The sequence below is a fragment of the Paenibacillus monticola genome, from assembly GCF_009664975.1.
In the GTDB taxonomy this organism is placed as follows: Bacteria; Bacillota; Bacilli; order Paenibacillales; family Paenibacillaceae; genus Paenibacillus_AQ; species Paenibacillus_AQ monticola.
In genome coordinates, this window is record NZ_WJXB01000002.1 from 807,239 (window position 1) to 824,609 (window position 17,371).

The 17,371-nt window shown below is 50.1% G+C and carries 16 protein-coding genes; 8 read left to right on the plus strand and 8 right to left on the minus strand.

Features of this window, described 5'->3' with window-relative positions:
* Window positions 1–184: 184 nt before the first annotated feature.
* The 5 genes from GJB61_RS08170 to GJB61_RS08190 all read right to left on the minus strand — a co-directional run bounded on the left by GJB61_RS08170 (window position 185) and on the right by GJB61_RS08190 (window position 6,873).
* Window positions 185–1,186 carry an acetyl-CoA carboxylase carboxyltransferase subunit alpha gene (locus GJB61_RS08170; protein WP_154117965.1) on the minus strand — a complete coding sequence of 334 codons (1,002 nt, stop codon included), beginning with the start codon at window positions 1,184–1,186 and terminating at the stop codon, window positions 185–187.
* A gap of 1 nt (window position 1,187) precedes the next feature.
* A complete protein-coding gene (gene accD / locus GJB61_RS08175; protein WP_338115708.1) occupies window positions 1,188–2,081 on the minus strand; it encodes an acetyl-CoA carboxylase, carboxyltransferase subunit beta in 894 nt (297 codons plus the stop codon).
* Between the two features lie 75 nt (window positions 2,082–2,156).
* Complete coding sequence (locus GJB61_RS08180; RefSeq protein WP_154117966.1) at window positions 2,157–2,345, minus strand: glutamate decarboxylase; 189 nt, start codon at window positions 2,343–2,345, stop codon at window positions 2,157–2,159.
* 231 nt (window positions 2,346–2,576) lie between these two features.
* Window positions 2,577–3,077, minus strand: a complete 501-nt coding sequence (locus tag GJB61_RS08185) for a phosphatidylglycerophosphatase A family protein (RefSeq protein WP_154117967.1) — start codon at window positions 3,075–3,077, stop codon at window positions 2,577–2,579.
* Between the two features lie 73 nt (window positions 3,078–3,150).
* Window positions 3,151–6,873 (minus strand): DNA polymerase III subunit alpha, encoded by a 3,723-nt coding sequence (locus GJB61_RS08190; protein ID WP_154117968.1) that lies wholly within the window; start codon window positions 6,871–6,873, stop codon window positions 3,151–3,153.
* A 141-nt stretch (window positions 6,874–7,014) separates the two neighbouring features.
* On the opposite strand from GJB61_RS08190, the gene GJB61_RS08195 reads away from it, so the two are divergent.
* The 3 genes from GJB61_RS08195 to GJB61_RS08205 all read left to right on the plus strand — a co-directional run bounded on the left by GJB61_RS08195 (window position 7,015) and on the right by GJB61_RS08205 (window position 8,257).
* Window positions 7,015–7,338: a YtrH family sporulation protein gene (locus GJB61_RS08195; RefSeq protein WP_154117969.1), complete on the plus strand. Its 324-nt coding sequence runs from the start codon at window positions 7,015–7,017 to the stop codon at window positions 7,336–7,338.
* A gap of 5 nt (window positions 7,339–7,343) precedes the next feature.
* A complete protein-coding gene (locus GJB61_RS08200) occupies window positions 7,344–7,847 on the plus strand; it encodes a sporulation membrane protein YtrI (protein ID WP_154117970.1) in 504 nt (167 codons plus the stop codon).
* Window positions 7,848–7,945: 98 nt separating this feature from the next.
* Window positions 7,946–8,257, plus strand: coding sequence for a YtpI family protein (locus tag GJB61_RS08205; RefSeq protein WP_154117971.1), 312 nt, complete (start codon window positions 7,946–7,948; stop codon window positions 8,255–8,257).
* 517 nt (window positions 8,258–8,774) lie between these two features.
* On the opposite strand, the gene GJB61_RS08210 is transcribed toward GJB61_RS08205, so the two are convergent.
* Both GJB61_RS08210 and GJB61_RS08215 read right to left on the minus strand, forming a co-directional pair.
* Window positions 8,775–10,109: a DRTGG domain-containing protein gene (locus GJB61_RS08210; protein WP_154117972.1), complete on the minus strand. Its 1,335-nt coding sequence runs from the start codon at window positions 10,107–10,109 to the stop codon at window positions 8,775–8,777.
* Between the two features lie 173 nt (window positions 10,110–10,282).
* Complete coding sequence (locus tag GJB61_RS08215) at window positions 10,283–10,564, minus strand: hypothetical protein (protein ID WP_154117973.1); 282 nt, start codon at window positions 10,562–10,564, stop codon at window positions 10,283–10,285.
* Between the two features lie 207 nt (window positions 10,565–10,771).
* On the opposite strand from GJB61_RS08215, the gene GJB61_RS08220 reads away from it, so the two are divergent.
* On the plus strand, window positions 10,772–11,347 hold the full coding sequence (locus GJB61_RS08220) for an LURP-one-related family protein (RefSeq protein ID WP_229521531.1): 576 nt from the start codon (window positions 10,772–10,774) through the stop codon (window positions 11,345–11,347).
* 154 nt (window positions 11,348–11,501) lie between these two features.
* Here the strand turns inward: GJB61_RS08220 and GJB61_RS08225 are convergent, their stop codons facing one another.
* A complete protein-coding gene (locus GJB61_RS08225) occupies window positions 11,502–11,843 on the minus strand; it encodes a YlbF/YmcA family competence regulator (protein ID WP_154117975.1) in 342 nt (113 codons plus the stop codon).
* A gap of 345 nt (window positions 11,844–12,188) precedes the next feature.
* Between GJB61_RS08225 and GJB61_RS08230 the strand changes: the two genes are divergently transcribed.
* Genes GJB61_RS08230 through GJB61_RS08245 form a run of 4 tightly spaced genes read left to right on the plus strand, consistent with a single transcriptional unit; the run spans window position 12,189 to window position 17,229 of the window.
* Complete coding sequence (locus GJB61_RS08230; protein ID WP_154117976.1) at window positions 12,189–13,556, plus strand: YheC/YheD family endospore coat-associated protein; 1,368 nt, start codon at window positions 12,189–12,191, stop codon at window positions 13,554–13,556.
* A 10-nt stretch (window positions 13,557–13,566) separates the two neighbouring features.
* The gene (locus GJB61_RS08235) at window positions 13,567–14,733 is read left to right on the plus strand and encodes a YheC/YheD family endospore coat-associated protein (RefSeq protein ID WP_154117977.1); all 1,167 of its coding nucleotides are present in this window, start codon (window positions 13,567–13,569) and stop codon (window positions 14,731–14,733) included.
* Between the two features lie 13 nt (window positions 14,734–14,746).
* Window positions 14,747–16,120, plus strand: coding sequence for a YheC/YheD family endospore coat-associated protein (locus GJB61_RS08240; RefSeq protein ID WP_154117978.1), 1,374 nt, complete (start codon window positions 14,747–14,749; stop codon window positions 16,118–16,120).
* Window positions 16,117–17,229, plus strand: coding sequence for a YheC/YheD family endospore coat-associated protein (locus GJB61_RS08245; RefSeq protein ID WP_338115709.1), 1,113 nt, complete (start codon window positions 16,117–16,119; stop codon window positions 17,227–17,229). Before GJB61_RS08240 ends, GJB61_RS08245 begins: the two co-directional genes overlap by 4 nt.
* Window positions 17,230–17,371 lie beyond the last annotated feature (142 nt).

The following is a 17,371-nucleotide window of genomic DNA, read 5'->3' on the forward strand; positions in this document are numbered from 1 at the left end:
AATGTTATAGCGACTTTCCGCTGTAATTTTAAGTCGGATTTTGTGCCTGCACGTTCACAATAAAAATAACCCCAGTAGCTTACCGGGATTATTTTTATTGAAAAAAATGTATAATTAGCTCATTTTTGAAAATAGAGCTCTATGGGATTGCTATATGTGTTAAAGTGCAAATGAATCAGCCTGTTTACTCTTCGCTTACGGCCTCTTCTTCAGGAAGCATTAGCTCCTGCTGGGTCTCGGCAAACTCACCAATTTTACGGAATTTACGGTAGCGATCCTCTTTAAGTTCCGCAGAATCTAAAGTGGACAGTTCCTGCAAATGACGCCACACCGCATCCTTGATATTTGCTGCTGTAGTCTCGTAATCACGATGTGCACCGCCCTTTGGCTCCAGAACGATCTCTTCGATTACTTCCATGCCAAACAAATCATCTGCTGTGATCTTCATAGCTTCAGCGGCCTGTTCTGCCTTGGAGGCATCCTTCCACAGAATAGAGGCAGCCCCGTTAGGGGTAATTGCTGAATAAATCGCATGTTCAAGCATCAGCACACGATTGCCGACAGCTAGTGCCAAGGCACCACCGCTTCCACCTTCCCCGATTACCACACAGATGACTGGTACACCAAGCTGGGACATGTCGCGCAAATTACGGGCGATCGCTTCCGATTGGCCTCTCTCCTCTGCTGTATTGCCGGGATAAGCACCCTTCGTGTCGATAAAGGTTATAATCGGACGCCGGAACTTGTCCGCCTGCTGCATCAGACGCAGCGCCTTGCGGAAGCCCTCGGGATGCGCGCTGCCGAAGAAACGCAAAATATTCTCTTTCATATCTTTCCCGCGCTGCTGACCAATCACGGTAACCGGAATACCATTCAGTTTGCCGATGCCGCCTACAACTGCAAGATCGTCACCAAACAAGCGGTCCCCATGCAGTTCGATAAAATCAGTAAAGATCAGTCCTATAAGATCAAGGGATGTCGGGCGTCCCTGATGACGGGCCAAATGCATTTTCTGAGATGGAGAAATATTAGAGTACAGTTCTTCTTCCAATACGTGGTAGCGCTCCTCCAGCCGGGCGACCTCATCGCTGAAATCAATCCCCTTCTCTTCGCCAAACTGCTTCAACTCTGCGATCTTCTTGCGCATTTCAACCAGAGGCATTTCAAAAGGCAACTCTCCTGCCAACCTAAAATCCCCCTTTCACGTCGTGCAAATCCAAAATCTTGGTCAGTGTTGCCCGCAATTCCTTGCGGTGCACTACTAAATCCAGCTGTCCATGCTGCAGATTAAACTCCGCGGTCTGGAAATCATCCGGCAGCTTCTGACGAATAGTCTGTTCAATCACAATCCGTCCAGCAAAACCGAATAACGCTCCAGGCTCGGCAATATTAATATCACCAAGACTAGCAAAGCTTGCCGAAACTCCGCCGGTTGTCGGATCCGTAATCACCGAGATATACAGCCCTCCCGCTTCGTTAAAACGAGCTAACGCTGCGCTCGTCTTCGCCATCTGCATAAGACTAAGGATGCTCTCCTGCATTCTGGCTCCGCCCGAGGTTGAGAAAATCAGCATCGGAAGCCGCTTCTCCGTAGCCGCCTCGACAGCACGGGTAATCTTCTCTCCAACGACTGATCCCATGCTTCCGGAGAAAAATTCAAAATTCATCACAGCAACGATAACTGGATGACCGCCGATCGTTCCCTGTCCGGTAATCACAGCATCAAGTTGTCCAGTTTTCAGTTGCTGCTGTTCCAGCTTGGAAGCATAGCCAGGAAAATGCAGTGGGTCTACAGATGTCATCTCGCTGTCAAACTGGGTAAAGCCTTCTGGGTCTAGCATCATTGCAATACGCTCCGTGGCGTTTAGGCGCATATGGTAACCGCAGGACGGACATACCTTTAGATTCTTCTCCAGCTCTTTGCTGTACTGAATCGTTCCGCACTTGTTGCACTTATTCATAAGTCCTTCAGGGATCTCCCGTTTCGGGCGTTCCCCTTCCGCCGGTCCACCGCTCCGCTCCAGACGTTCTGAAGGAATAGTCGCGTACTTCCGTTTTTTCTGAAATAAATCTTTAAACACAACCGCACCTCTTCAGCCGTTTATTTGCGTTATGCAGCTTGCCGCTGTCATGACTGCTCTAGATGAAATTTAAATTCAGGGATGCAGAATCAGATTAAGAGCTTCCTGCACTTCCTCAAGCTCACCCGAAGGAACCAAAACCTCAAACTGCTGCTTGGACATATTGATTGGACGGCATTCTACCAGAAATCCTTCTTCCATCAGCTTGCTCTTAATCATTTCCGCCACTCTGGCGGTTGGAGCGATATAGATTACCGTCCACATGCCCTGCGAGGCCTCCCTCATCTTAATTCCTAGCCGTATCCCGTATAATGGAATTATGATAACACAGTTTTCTTTTTTCCCGCAACAGAAGTTACAGGAAGGAAGCAAGACCGGGGCAGGCTGCGCTAGAGCTATATTTCCATACTAACGAGAAACTCTTGAATACAGTATTCATCTCGAAATTAGCTCATGAAGAACTGTATAATTAGGAAACTGTATCGGGTAGAACCTTTATTCCGTGCCTGTGACATGTGGGTACACCTTCGCACCTTCATGCCGATGGGCAATTCTAGCGGAAGCCGCAGCCGCCACACTAGCAACCAGGTCGTCCAGAAATACATGAATGCTACTCTTATCATCGTTCAGTTGGCCGATGATTCCAAGCTTTATTTTATCCAGATAACCGAAACCTGTCAGTCCGATCATCCCATATACCCCTGTAATCCCTAGCGCCAGAGTCTCGTCCGCTCCGTAGAGTGACTCATCCGCCTCCATGACCGCTTGCAGCGGTTGCGGCAGCAACCCCTTCTCCGCCAGCTCATCAAGGGCAATCCCCGTCATCAATGTATACTGCACTTCTCGTTTACCAAGAACTGCTTTGACACTGGAAAGACATTCCTCTTCGGATAAATCGGGATAGTAGGCCGACTGCAAGATATAGACGATCTCTGCAATAGAAGAAAGCGACACTCCTCTGCGCTCCAGCAGCTCTACTGCCATTTGATAGGACATGATGTCATTCCCCTTTCCGCACAGGGAGTACCCTGTGGTTCCCTAATGTATGCGGAAAGCAGGCAAAATGTGCTTATTTTATTCTTACGGTGCCAGTCCCAAGCATAGCCTCGATGGTCGCAATAAGTTGCTCTGAAGGCTTGATCCTGTAGCTGTCGCTAAGCGCCAGCAGCTTCTGCTCCCGCTCGTAGAACAGCAGCGTGGCAGCAGCGCCGGGATGGCTCTGCAGCAGTTCCTTGAGGCGCGACAGTAGCGCCGCATTCTCGGTAGCAGGCGTGATCTTGATATAGACACGCTGCGTGCTCTGCGCGGCGGGAGGAAGCCGATCCGCGGCGTCTGTAGCGGCGGCGCGGCTCTGGCCGGAGGCCACAGCCCCAGACGCCGCTGCCAGCGGGGTTGCGGCGGGCGGTGGCGCAGCCCCGCCGGCAGTAGGGCGGGCGCCGCTGCTGCCCGCCGCGCTGTGATGGGCGGCACTAGTGCCAGCGCCGCCTGCCCGGGAAGCAGGAGCCGCGCCAGGCGCTCCTGCTGGCCCTGCGCGGCCCGTGCCGGATGGCCGGGCCGCAGCTGCACTGCGGCGCTGCAGCAAGCCGCGGACGGCGTCCGCGGCGAGCGGCGCCACCTCCTCGGCCAGCAGCTTGAAGCCTTCGTCTTCCTGCTGCACCTTGGCGCGCAGCGCAAGCAGCGCGCCCTTCTCGATCAGGCTGCGGCTTCGCTTCCACACCTCGGGGAAGAACACGACCTCGCAGCGCTCGATCTGATCCTCCCATTCCACGAAGGCCATGGCTTTGCCCTGCTTCGTGGTAATTTCCTTGACGGAGACAACCATGCCCGCCGTCACTGTCCCACTCTCATCCGCAGCCTCGCCAAGATCCATCAGCCGCTGCATGCCAGGTTCCTCCAGCAGTACGGCACTATCATCCAGCGGATGGCCCGAAAGATACAGACCGAGCAGTTCACGCTCCAGCTCAAGCTGCTGTCCCACCGTGAATTTTGGAATTTCCGGATAACGGATCTCCCAGTTTGGGGTTTCAATCAGATCGTCGAAGAGCTGAATTTGCAGTTCATCCCGTTCCTTGCGCCATTTCACCGCAGCATCCACCGTCTCATCCAGCATTGCCAGCAGCTGGGCCCGATGGCCCGGCAAACGATCAAAAGCTCCTGCCTGCAGCAAAGATTCTACCACCCGCTTATTGCAGACGCGCAGATCAACACGACGGCAGAAATCAAGCAGACTGTCGAACGGACGCTCCTTGCGGACAGCAATAATGTTATCAACAGCCAATATGCCAACATTCTTAACCGCAGCCAGGCCGAAACGGATATGGCCTGAGTCGGTACCCGGTACCGGAGTAAACAACACACCACTCTCATTAACATCCGGCGGCAATACACCGATGCCCGTGCGCCGGCATTCCAGCACATATTCTGCCACCTTGCGGTGGGTTCCCATCACAGCCGTAAGCATAGAAGCCATAAACTGCACAGGGTAATGAGCCTTCAGATAGGCTGTCTGGAAAGCCAGCACGCCGTAAGCGGCGGCATGAGCGCGCGGGAAGCCGTAATCGGCAAACCGTACAATCATATCGTAGACAGCATTTGCATCTGTTTCGTTATATCCCTGCTGCAAGCTGCCCTGTACGAAGTGGCCGCGCTCCTTGTCCAGCGTCTCCCGTTTCTTCTTCGAGACCGCCCGGCGCAGCAGATCCGCCTCACCTAATGAGAAGCCTGCCATCAGGGAAGCAATCTGCATAATCTGCTCCTGATAGACGATGATTCCATAGGTGTCCGCCAAGATTGGCGCCAGATCAGGATGCGGATATTCGACCTCAATTAGACCATGCTTGCCTCCGATATACTTGGAGATAAACTCCATCGGGCCCGGGCGATACAGCGCAAGCACGGATACAATGTCTTCAAAGCCGGTAGGCTTCAAATCTTTCAGGACCCGCCTTACGCCCGCAGATTCCATTTGAAACACACCAGCCGTTTCGCCGATCCCCAGCATCTCGTAAGTCATGGCATCATCATCGGGAATAATACGGAAATCCGGAACGCTTCCGGTCATTTCCCTGATCGAGTTCATACAGCGTTCGATAATCGACAGCGTGCGCAAACCCAGAAAATCCATCTTCAGCAGTCCGACACTTTCCAGATGCTCCATCGAATACTGGGTCAGAGCCGTACTTTCATTCCCTTCCTGCAGTGGTACGGCATCGGTTAGAGGACCCTTAGAAATGACGATCCCGGCAGCATGCGTCGAAGCATGGCGCGGCATGCCCTCCACCTTCATTGCCATGTCCAGCAGCCCTTTAATCTTGGGATTATTGTCATACAGCGCCTGCAGCTCCGGTGTGCTCGACAGTGCCCGGGCAATGCTAATTCCAAGCTGCCCCGGAATAAGCTTAGCCGCCTTATCCACCTCGTTGTAGGGAAGATTCAGCGCTCGTCCAACGTCCCGCACAGCGGCCCGCGCTGCCATGGTTCCAAATGTAATAATCTGGGCTACATGCTCTCTTCCGTATTTCTCCACGACATAGGCAATAACCTCTTCACGACGTTCATCGCTGAAGTCAATATCAATATCAGGCATTGAGACCCGCTCCGGATTCAGGAAACGCTCGAAGAGCAGATTATATCTGAGCGGGTCCACATCAGTAATCCGCAGGGCATACGCCGTAAGACTGCCTGCGGAGGAGCCGCGGCCTGGACCGACAGCAATCCCTTTGCGATGAGCATAGGCGATAAAATCCCAAACGATCAGAAAATAATCGCAAAAGCCCATTTTTTCAATAACACCCAGCTCATAGGTTAGTCGCTGCTCTGCAGTCTCCCGCTCTTCTGGAGATGCCCATAACGGCGTGTCAGCATAACGTTCCTCTAGCCCTCTCCAGCATAGCTCACGTAAATAGACAGCAGAATCCATGCCCTCTGGAAGCGGTGAATAAGCAGGCAAGATATGATTGCCAAACGTTAGCTCCAGATTGCATTTATCAGCGATCAAGAGCGTGTTCGCCAGCGCCTGCGGCACATGCGGGAACAAAGCAGCCATCTGCTCAGGACTCTTCATAAACAGCTGGTCTGTTCCGATCTTGAAACGTTCCTCATCATCCACCGTTTTGCCCGTACCGATACAGATCAATACATCCTGTACTTCGGAATCCTCCTGCTGCAGATAATGGACATCATTGGTGGCAACCAAAGGAATGTCGCAGGCAGCGGCCAGAGCAATCAGCTTCGGATTAACCCGCTTCTGCTCACCTATACCGTGGTCCTGCAGCTCCAGGTAGAAATCCTCTCCAAAAATCTCCTTATAGCGCAGCGCTGCCTTGCGCGCCTCCTCATCCCGACCATGCAGCAGGTGCTGCGGCACCTCTCCTCCGAGACAGGCGCTCAGGCAAATAATACCCTCTGAATGCGCAGCGAGAACCTCCATATCGATACGCGGCTTATAGTGCTGGCCTTCCAGATGACCGATGGAGATCAGCTTCATCAAGTTTCTGTAGCCGATCTGATTCTTGACAAGCAAGATCAAATGATAAATCGGCTGGTCCTTGCGGCTGCCCCGTTCCCGGCGCGAACCTGCGGTCAAATAGGCTTCACAGCCGATAATCGGCTTAATGCCCTTCTCTATGCACGCTTTATAAAAGGGGATGGCCCCGTACATCACTCCATGATCCGTTAGCGCCAGCGACTTCATGCCGTATTCCCCGGCCCGGCGCACAAGATCGGTAATACGCGCCGCTCCGTCCAGTAAACTGTATTCGCTGTGCACATGCAAATGCACGAAAGAGCTCATAACCCCACTTCCTTCCACTCCAGAAATCAACCATAAGATGTAACTATTTTATCATATTAGTAGGGGAACCGCCCATAGAATGGATTAAGCGCACATGGACAGGCGGAGCCGGCAAATGCCTTGTCTAAGAAAGGGGCCTCTATGAACATTTTTTTAAGCAAGGCTGTCCTCGATTTTTTTATAGCTTTCGGAATTGTGCTTGGCGGATCGATGCTTGGCGGCATTGGCGCAGTCTTTTCTCTGCAGCCTCCTACGCTCACAATGCTCGAAGTCGCTGACCGGATCAAGATATGGGCGCTGGCCGCTGCTGTCGGCGGTACGATCGATCCCATGCGGGTCATTGAGAGCAATATGCTTGGCGGCAATCTTTCCCCGGCCATCAAGCAAATATTATATCTCGTCTTCGCTTTTTTAGGTGCCCATATGGGCAGTGAGCTTGTCAAATGGGTGTGCGGCAGGGGGTAGTTCTATTGAGGGTTCCGCCTTTTCACCGCTTCCGCCAGTTCTCCCAGGTTTCGGCCGTGTTCGTTCTCGGGGTTGTTGTGGGAAGCGTTGTATACAATGCAATTTTTCATATGGGGTATAACATGATGTGGCTGCATAATCAGGATCTGCGGGTGCAGATCGAGCAGTATCAGAAGGATATCAAAACGCTCAAGAAATATAATAATACCTCTACCGTGATCAGAGAGATCAAGATCCGCGCAGAAGAAAGCAAGATTAAAGAAGGAGCGGACGCCATGGACCCTGTGACCGTAAAAGAAATCATCAGGGAAATGGGCAAAGACCTTGAACCGATGCGCGGCCGCAGCATGTTCGACATCGACACTGATGGCAAGCTGGCCCGTTTACTGCTGGATGGCAAAATGTACATCGTGCGTGAAAAAGAATATTCCGTTCGAATACGAACGATGCTCGTCATGGAGGGTGTACTGCAAATTTGGGTCGAGATTAATCCTTACAGACGCAGTTGAAGATAATCATGCTACAATAATGGACAGGTAAGACTTTGATCAACAATGTATTCGTCATTCGGAGCTTTGCATGACATGCTATTAGGAGCTGCCTACCCATGATTATGTTCATTAAGTATTTGCTGTTTATCCTGCTGATGGTCTTTGTCATTGGAGCCGCCGTGTATAGCCTATCTTCACGCCGGACCTCAAACCCCCGAGACAAAGGACTAAAGCGGTCTGTCATGAATGTACTACTCGGTGCTATGCTGATCACCCTAGCACTGATATCCATGTTCCTGTTCCACGGATCTACAGTTAATATTATTGTAGAAGCAGCATTCCTCGTGATTGGCGCATTCAATATCTTCTCGGGGCTGCGCAGCTACGGTTATTACAGCCGGACGAAGTCAGGGACTGAAGCGAAGTGAGGACATCCTACAGGGATTGAAGTTAGTTGAAACACGAGTTCAGAAGAACCGTTATATTTTGTAGGCTCTAGCTCAAAATCAGGGGTTGACCTAGTGTACCACATTAGGAAGCTTGTTGAGCGTAAAGAGAGCGCAAGCTTAGGAACCGGACTGAAAAGCCCCTATTTGCTCGAAATCAGGTGATTTGGGAATTTGACGGACTCCAGCGACACTATTGACCCCATTCCCTCCCAAAAGAGCCTGTTATTGATTCAATAACGTCTTCTGTGTCCGCTTCATGTTCCCCATATCCCCTCAAAAGTAAAATAGCAGCTATACAGTCCGCTAGGGTTAGCTCCAACTATTCAGGCTTTGCATGTTTGCCTATTTGTTTGCTCGTTCGAGTTCGTCAACCACAAATTTCGGTTTTGCGTCATTTTAAAAATAGACTATCCTCACTTAGTAAAAGCCGAGGATAGTCTATTTGGCAGGTACAATTCAGGCCTTACACAGTGGCGATCTTCCCCCAATAAATCTGCTATCCGTAGTCAATGGACTGCAGCATTAATACAGACTTGCCTACCAGTGTATCCAGATGGCTAATTTCAATTTCCAGTTTGCACGTCCGACGGCTAATCTCAAGCAACTTCGGCATGACAATGACGGAGTGTTCAATCTGGACTGGCCGGATAAAATAGGTAGACATGTTGTCCAGCACATAATCGTTTCCTGTCAGGTCCTTAGCCGCCTTGAATGCAGCAAGAGTCATCAGCGTAGAAAGTACACCTTCTGAAATCGTCCCAAGGTCAGTCGCCATCTGTGGTGTAATGAAGCCATGAAAGAATAACTTGCCATTCTCATCCCGTTCATCCGCGAAACCATTCCAGATCAGATGATCGAACGTCTCACCCAGTTGAGGCTGATTGCGGACATCACGCAGACTTTGCAGCACCTCTTTGCGTGTAAGGGAGCCAACTAATTTCCGGTTGCGGTCCACGATCGGTAGGAAATCAATACCTTCCCACATCATGATCTGGGCGGCCGAAGCCAGCGACGTTTGCAGCACCGCAGTAATTGGACTGCGAATCATGGCTTTTTCAATACTCTGCCCCTCCATGAGGTCTTCTACATCACGGCGGCCGATGATCCCGATGACCCGATTCCATTCATCCGTTACGGGGAAACGCTGCTCGCCAGTTTCAAGTGACAACTGGCGCAGCTCTGCGACAGTGCTTGCTATCTTTAATGTATTCATACGGGGCTTGCTATCGACAATATCCTCAACCAGCATAATCTTCTTCTTAATCAGCCGGTCAAAAATTGCCCGGTTAATCATCGAAGCTACTGTAAACGTGTCGTGTCTTGAGGAGATGACTGGTAAATCCAGCTCATCTGCCAGCGTCTTTACATCACGGCTTGTACCAAAACCACCCGTAACCAGAACCCCAGCCCCCTGTTCCAGTGCAAGCGAGTGCACGTCGTCACGGTTACCCACAATCAACAGACTATCAGCATCAATATAACGAATCATGGCGTCAACCTTCATGGCCCCGATTACATATTTATGAAGATGTTTAGTCAGACCGTTGGCTCCACCCAGAACATGACCCTCAACAATGTCTACCACATCTCCAAATGTAAGCTGCTCTGAAATATTGCGGGGCGTCTTCTCCACCCGAACTGTCCCGATTCGTTCCTTCGTAATCACGATTCCGAGATTCTCCGCTTCTTTAACTGCTCGATAAGCAGTACCCTCACTGACTCCCATTTCTTTTGCCAGCTTGCGGACGGATATCTTGGTGCTAACCTTAAGACTTTCAATGTGCTGCAGCAGTTGCTCATGTTTGGTAATCGTATCGACTTGACCTTCCAACTGTTACACCTCCATGCTCCGATCTGTACTATACTGTACTCATTATAACGGAGAGAATAGCTCAGTACAACAGATTATCGGGCCAATAGTTGGAGAAAATAAAGAAACCCCTGTTCCGCCAAAAAACAGCGAATTCAGGGATTATTTATGTTTCTTGTCAATTGAATATCTGCTTATCTTTGCGTAACCCGGCCCTCTTCACTCCACTTGCCCGGCCACTGCTCGAGCTTGTGTTTGCGTACAGCTTCCAGCCGCTTGGCCTTCTCCTCATCCACACCGATAATGAAATGCAAATGGGCGGCAATCACCAAAAAAGCGAAGATTGACCAGACCACACCAAAACCGAATACCCAGCTCGGCCCATTCGCGAGTGACAGCCTTGGCATTGCATACACGAGCATGGCCAGGGCCACCAGCAGATATACCCCATGCTTGAACTTATTTCTTTTTCTCATTTGGGACAGCTCCTTCTGGAAAGATGATTCATGTGGAATCTATATCTCTACTCTATGAACGTTGTTCTTGAAATATGAGACAAGTCCAGGAAAATTATGAATGCACATTTGGTATTTTAGCGCCTTGTAGTTCATTTACAGGCATTTATATGGAATATACTGCTTATATATGAGATGATTGCTTTATTCTGGGGAGGCGACTTTGAATTGAATAATGCATTTAATCATACTCAATATACAATCCGCAAAAAAGTATTCTCTGTTCTAGGAGCAAAGCTGCATATTTATGATAGTTCGGAGGAGCTCGTTCTCTATTCGCAAATGAAGGCTTTCAAAATAAAAGAGGATATTGCCTTGTTCACCGATGAGAGCATGAATAAAGAGCTTTTACGTATCAAGGCCCGCAGCATCATTGACTTTGGGGCTACTTATGATGTGGTAGATTCGGAAACTGGGGAACATGTCGGCGCTCTTCGCCGCAAAGGACTCAAATCAATTCTGATAGATGAATGGATAATACTAGACAAAAATGACCAGGAAATTGGGAAAATAAAGGAAAATAATGTTGCTCTGGCTCTGCTGCGGCGCTTTATCAGCTTCATCCCCCAGAGCTATAAGGTGGAGATGGACGGAAACAGCATTCCGATCTTCAAACAGAACTTCAATCCGTTCGTTACCAAAATCATTGCCGACTTCTCCGAGGATCAGAAGAGACGGCTGGATCGGCGTCTAGGTCTGGCTGCGGGTATTCTGCTCTGTGTAATCGAAGGCAAGCAGGATTAGAAGAGCCGAATTCCTTTGTGAATACTCTTGCAATTCATTATGCCAGTCCATTGCTCTTATGAGTCAAGGGCTGGAATTTTTTTCGAAAAAAAGGTGTTTCTAAAGCCAAGTGGCTCAAGAAACACCTTCATTTTGTTTATTAGGACAGAATACTTTATTGATTGCCATAAAGCTGGGACAAGCTATCCGTAATAATTTTATTTACGTCCTCGATAACTACACTTAAGCGGCGCTCCGCATCGAACAAGCGGCGAATGCCAAGGTTCAGATTCAATACCTCGAACAGCTTCTCCATCTTTTCCATTTCCTCCGGTGGAGGCATCTCTCCAGTCATCATCTGCTGCTGCAAATCTAACTGACTCTGCCGAAAGTTATCCAGCATCCGTTTGCTGTCAGGATCGGCATCCACAAGCTTCATCGCGCTGGTAATATCCGCGACCTCACTACTCTCTTTAATCGCCCGTGCCAAATCATGTGCTTTGTCATAAACATTCATTATGATTCCTCCTAAAAGTTTTGTGAGCATTAGCTTCACTGAGTTACTTCGTACAAAACTGCTTCGTAAGCATACGCTTAAGTTTTGTGAGCATCTGCATCACTGAGTTACTTCGTACAAAACTGCTTCGTAAGCATACGCTTAAGTTTTGTGAGCATTTGCTCCACTGGGTTACTCCAGATTGCTCGTTTCGTTTGCCCTGTCTGCTTGATTTAATTCGGCAGGCACGGCTTTTAAAAATATAGGTCAATCACCAAGGGTCAGATGTCTCCATATGATGAATGATATGTAACCCTTAGCTATCAAATTGCCGGCATCATGCTGCCTACCGGAAGGAGATCCACGATGTCCCAATTCAAGATCCCGGTCCATACGGTCCACTCGGGCATCCTGCAGGAAAACGCCATAATGCTTGGCGACCGATCCATGAAAAGACTCAAAATCCCGGCACACGGAACTGTCCAGCTGGCGTTCGGCTCTTTCCGACAGGAGGTTACCGTCATCCCAGTTCCCAAATCCGAAAATCTGCGTGTAAGTGAAGGGCTGGCGCGGCGGATCGGTTGGAACCCTCGACAGACACTAGGCGTTTCCTATAACTCAGGAAACCGCACTTTGCGGCTGGGCCCATTAATTGGAGTGCTAGTAAGTCGCGACCATCCGAATAATCCCGACAGGCTATTTGGCCCGATCACCTTATTTTGCCGGGAATTGACGAATGCCTGCCATGCACAGGGTGCCTATGTATACTTCTTCACTCCGGAGGCGCTGGAGCAACGCAGCTCTTCCATCCAAGGCTGGGTATACAGTGAGGGCTGGCGGAAGCTGAGTTTACCTATTGCTGACGTCATCAACAATCGACTCACGACACGCAAAATGGAGAACAAACCTAGCGTACAGCATTTTTTGGCGGATGTAAAATCACGCTACGGAACTCATTTCTTCAACGAAAAATTTCTCGACAAGACAGAAGTATTCGAGGCATTGGGCCATGATCCCGCCCTGCAGCGGTATTTGCCGGAATCCCATGCCTTAAGCGGCTTCGCCGTCTTAAAAAAGATGTGCAACCACTACCCGAGTGTATTCCTGAAGCCCGTGCGCGGCAGTCTCGGCAAAGGTATTCTCCGCATTTCTAAGGATGAAGGTGGAAGCTATCGGCTGTTGTCTACTACGCCGCTTGGTACACGCAAACAGATTTATCCCAGTCTCACCAAGCTCTTTCAGAGCATTACACCCAAGATGAAGAGCACACGTTATCAAATTCAGCAGGGTTTACCTCTGATGGAACTGGGAAGGCGACCCGTAGATTTCCGGGCGCTCGTGCAGAAGAACGGCACCGGTAAATGGGGGGTTACCTCGATTGTTGCCCGCACGGCCGGAAGCAATAACTTCGTGTCGAATTTAGCCCGAGGTGGCACCTTAAGCACAGTTCGTGAAGCGATTGGCAAGAGCAGTCTTCCTCCCGGTACGAAGGAAAGCGTGCAGCTACAGCTACCACGTGCAGCCTTGGCCATAGCGCGTGGTGTTGAAACCTATATTCCCGCTCATTTCGGGGAGCTTGGGATCGACCTAGCGCTGGATCAATCCGGCCGGATCTGGTTGTTGGAAGTTAATTCCAAACCATCAAAGAATGATAATACACCGCTTAACGATCAAAAAATAAGACCGTCGGTCAAGCAAATGATTCTGTATTGCCGTTATTTGGCCGGGATATAAGGAGGACATTATGACGGAAGCAGCAGTGGGGTTCCTCGGCATTATGACTGGACATCGCCATGGGAATCCACCTATCACAGAACCAGTCTTCTGCAGTCATTTATGTCGGGCAGCCCCGCTGTATAACCTGGAAGTCCTCGTGTTTCACCCGGATGGGGTAGCGGCAGACGGAAAAACCATAACCGGTTATAGCTGGAAAGACGGGAGCTGGCAAAGCACCCTCTCCACTCCGCCTGATATAGTGTACAATCGCTGTTTTTACGAAAGTCCGAGAGAACGAAGAACAGCTTCAGCAGCACTCGCCGCTCTTTCTGAAACATTGCCCTGGTCACGCGGATTGCCCGATAAATGGGGGGTCTATGAAATATTAAGGGAAAACCGCAGAGCAGCTGTGCTCCTGCCTGAAACCAAGCTCTATACTGGCAACCGTATTCTGGACATCATGCTCGCGGAAAGAGAATACGGCGTCTTTCTGAAGCCAACGGCTGGTTCACATGGCAAACGAACTCTGCACGCAATACTGCAGAACAAAAGCTCTGGGGGTGCAATGAGGATAAAAGGAAGAGATGGGGCTAATACGCCCTTTCAATATATATTCGACACGCAGGCGGAAGGATTGGAGTGGATTCAGAACTTCATCGGCTCACGCCACTATATTATCCAGCCCTATCTGCACCTAACCAGCAGTGAAAGACAGCCGTTCGATGTCCGTGTATTGATGCAAAAAAACGGCCATGGTGCCTGGAGTCTCACCGGTATGGTTGTAAGACTTGGAAGCCAAGGCTCGCTAACCTCGAATCTGCATGGAGGCGGAACGGCTGTTCCAGTCCTGCCTTTTCTGAAAGCCGAGTATGGCTCTGCTGGAAAATATATTATGGAGGAGATCGCCACAGAAGCAGCACTCCTGCCTCCCTTGCTGGAAGCCCGATGCGGCAGATTGGGCGAGCTCGGCCTTGATTTCGGTCTCGATCGCGGTGGCCGAATTCATCTACTCGAGGCCAATTCCAAGCCAGGACGAACGGCGTTCCAATTGACGGGCGACCACCGGGCGCTGCGACTGGCCAATGAGAATCCGCTGCGCTACGCGCGCCATTTGCTGCTCACGCACCGGCGGATACCAATCCTGCCTGCGGACAGTTTTTGTTACAAGCAGGAGAATGATAACAATGGTTCCTAAGGAGGATTCATCAATGGGTCTCACTTTTTGCAATGTGCATTTCACCAAGCAGCCTCAAAGAGTTGTATACGTATCGGGTTCGCTGATGAAAAGCTTGAAGCTATCCGGAAAGAAAAATATCCGGCTACGTCTAGGTAAGGATACGATACCGGCAATGATTAAACCCATCAAGCGAGCCGGCAAGCATATGTTCCTCGCTTCAGGTGTTAAACGAGCGATTAAGGTTCCGAATACCGGCGGTATCTATCTGCGCAATCTTCAGAATGACGAATTCCAGCTTGGACCACTGGTTGGCGTATTGTCTGATGGGCCAGCTTCTTCAGCCCAGCCTTTCGGCTCCCGCACGGGCTTTATTAAACAGTTGCTGCAAGAGGGAAGTAACAAATGTTATATTTTTGCATTTATGCCGCGTGACATCGACTGGCAACAAGAGCAGGTATATGGCTACTTTCTGACCGGAAGCGGCAAGTTCGAACGCAAAATGGTCCCCCTGCCTGATGTTGTATATAACCGTCTACCCAGCCGAAGGGCCGAGACCTCACCCTATATAAACCAGCTCCGCGAACGATTTATGCGTAAGAAGATTCCTTATTTCAACTGGAGCTTTTTTAATAAATCGGATATTTACCGGCTTCTGGAAAATGACGGTGTAGCAAACAGTTTTGTGCCTGAAACGATTAGCAATCCGAGCACGGATAAAATGCGAGATATGCTGGACCGCCATCATTTCGTCTATTACAAACCTTCGGCGGGCAGTCTTGGACATGGGATCTACCGGCTTACCTATTTGCCAAAAAAGGGCTATTTCGCCCGTTATCGCCGGGATGGCAAGAATGTACTGCTGCGCTTTGCAAGCTTTGACAGCCTGATGCGTATGCTGCGGGGCCGGCATGGTCATAGTCTGCAGAATTATGTTGTTCAACAAGGAATCAGGCTGATCGAAATTGATGGTTGCCCTATCGATTTCCGCTTCCATATGCATAAGAATGGTAGCAATCAATGGGTCGTTGTCGGCATCGGTGCCAAGAAGGCGGGCCGGGGGAGCGTCACGACTCACCTTAAAAATGGTGGAGCCCTGCTTACCCCGCAACAGGCACTTGGTCGTGTATTCGGTGCCAGAGCTGACGAAGTGCTGCAGCGAGCCAAAGTAACAGCCGTTAAGCTGGCAGAATCGCTTGAGATTCAGCATCGGCACTTGTTGGGTGAAATTGGCTTTGACCTTGGGATTGATCAGGATGAAGATATCTGGATGTTCGAAGCCAATGCTAAACCGGGACGCTCTATTTTCCGTCACCCTTCCCTGCGTGCTGAGGGCAAAGCTTCCATCGAGCATATTTTGGAGCATTGTCTGTATCTCAGCAAATTCCGCAGGAGGGATGACATGTGAATACCCGCATTCCTGACGGCAGCAAACCTGTAATCGCCATATTGACAACCAGTGATAAACAAAGGCAATTTTGCGGAAACCGTAATAATTTCCGGGATATCATCCGCACTGGAAAAGAATTGGGATACCTAGTGTATGTAGTCACGGTCCGCGATCTAAAGCTGGATGAGCGGATCGTGAACGGCTATGTCCCTTCGCCTAGCGGCAGGGTATGGTATAACATCCCGGTACCGCTGCCGCAGATCATCTATAATCGGATTCCTACCCGGGAAAGAGAAGAGAGGGAGCCTGTTGTCCGCAAAATAGCTCAATGTCTGGAGCATCCAGATATGCATCTATACAATCCGTTCTTTTTCAATAAATGGGACTTATTTGAATGGCTGAAAGGGTCGCGTGCGACGACTAAGCATATTCCCAAAACCAGACGTCTGCGCAGCTCTAATACGCTCACGACTATGTTGAAGAATCATGCCAGCCTGTACCTGAAACCGGAGGACGGCAAAGCAGGCAAAGGGATTATGCGGCTTAGGTACAGAAGCGATGTTAGCTTGCCCTACCGTTTACAAATCCAAAGCGACAAAAGAAATCTGACTTACAAGGCGGCCTCCATGGACCGCCTCTGGGCACGCATCGGCAAAGAGAAAGGGGCAACCCACTATATCGTGCAACAGGCGATTGAGCTGGCAACACATCGTGGCCGCCCATTTGACCTGCGTGTATTGCTGCAAAAGAATGGTAGAGGAGCCTGGGCTGTAACTGGCATCGGTGCACGGTTGGCCGGAGCCCGTAGCATCACCACCCATGTACCGCGAGGTGGCAGCATTGAGGAGCCCGCCAGCATGCTGGAAGGAACCTTTGGTCCCGAACGGGCAGCTACTATTCTGAAAAATGTCCCTACAACTGCCTTGCTGATCGCTCGACAGATCGAGCGTGCATCTGATTCCATTCTCGGAGAGATGTCCATGGACCTTGGGGTAGATGAAGAAGGAGGCCTCTGGTTCTTTGAGGCCAACTCCCGGCCAATGAAATTTGATGAACCGGCTATCCGTAAATTGTCACTGGAACGAATCTTTCAATACAGCCAGCATTTAGCCCGCCAACCCAAGTAGAAACTGTAAAGGAAGTGACGATGCATGCAGATATCCTCCATCTATGACACGGAATTTAAGCAGTGGAAATCTCGTTTGACCGAACTGCTCGATTTCCTTAGGCAATATGGGGAAAGACGAATAACGCTTCATGGGTGTAGGG

What these genes read in the sequence shown, in the direction of transcription:
- GJB61_RS08180 (WP_154117966.1), bottom strand. Translation starts at nt 2,345, where the DNA reads ATGTGGACGGTAATCTATATCGCTCCAACCGCCAGAGTGGCGGAAATG.
- GJB61_RS08185 (WP_154117967.1), bottom strand. Translation starts at nt 3,077, where the DNA reads ATGTCCTATCAAATGGCAGTAGAGCTGCTGGAGCGCAGAGGAGTGTCG.
- GJB61_RS08190 (WP_154117968.1), bottom strand. Translation starts at nt 6,873, where the DNA reads ATGAGCTCTTTCGTGCATTTGCATGTGCACAGCGAATACAGTTTACTG.
- GJB61_RS08195 (WP_154117969.1), top strand. Translation starts at nt 7,015, where the DNA reads ATGAACATTTTTTTAAGCAAGGCTGTCCTCGATTTTTTTATAGCTTTC.
- GJB61_RS08205 (WP_154117971.1), top strand. Translation starts at nt 7,946, where the DNA reads ATGATTATGTTCATTAAGTATTTGCTGTTTATCCTGCTGATGGTCTTT.
- GJB61_RS08215 (WP_154117973.1), bottom strand. Translation starts at nt 10,564, where the DNA reads ATGAGAAAAAGAAATAAGTTCAAGCATGGGGTATATCTGCTGGTGGCC.
- GJB61_RS08225 (WP_154117975.1), bottom strand. Translation starts at nt 11,843, where the DNA reads ATGAATGTTTATGACAAAGCACATGATTTGGCACGGGCGATTAAAGAG.
- GJB61_RS08230 (WP_154117976.1), top strand. Translation starts at nt 12,189, where the DNA reads ATGTCCCAATTCAAGATCCCGGTCCATACGGTCCACTCGGGCATCCTG.
- GJB61_RS08235 (WP_154117977.1), top strand. Translation starts at nt 13,567, where the DNA reads ATGACGGAAGCAGCAGTGGGGTTCCTCGGCATTATGACTGGACATCGC.
- GJB61_RS08240 (WP_154117978.1), top strand. Translation starts at nt 14,747, where the DNA reads ATGGGTCTCACTTTTTGCAATGTGCATTTCACCAAGCAGCCTCAAAGA.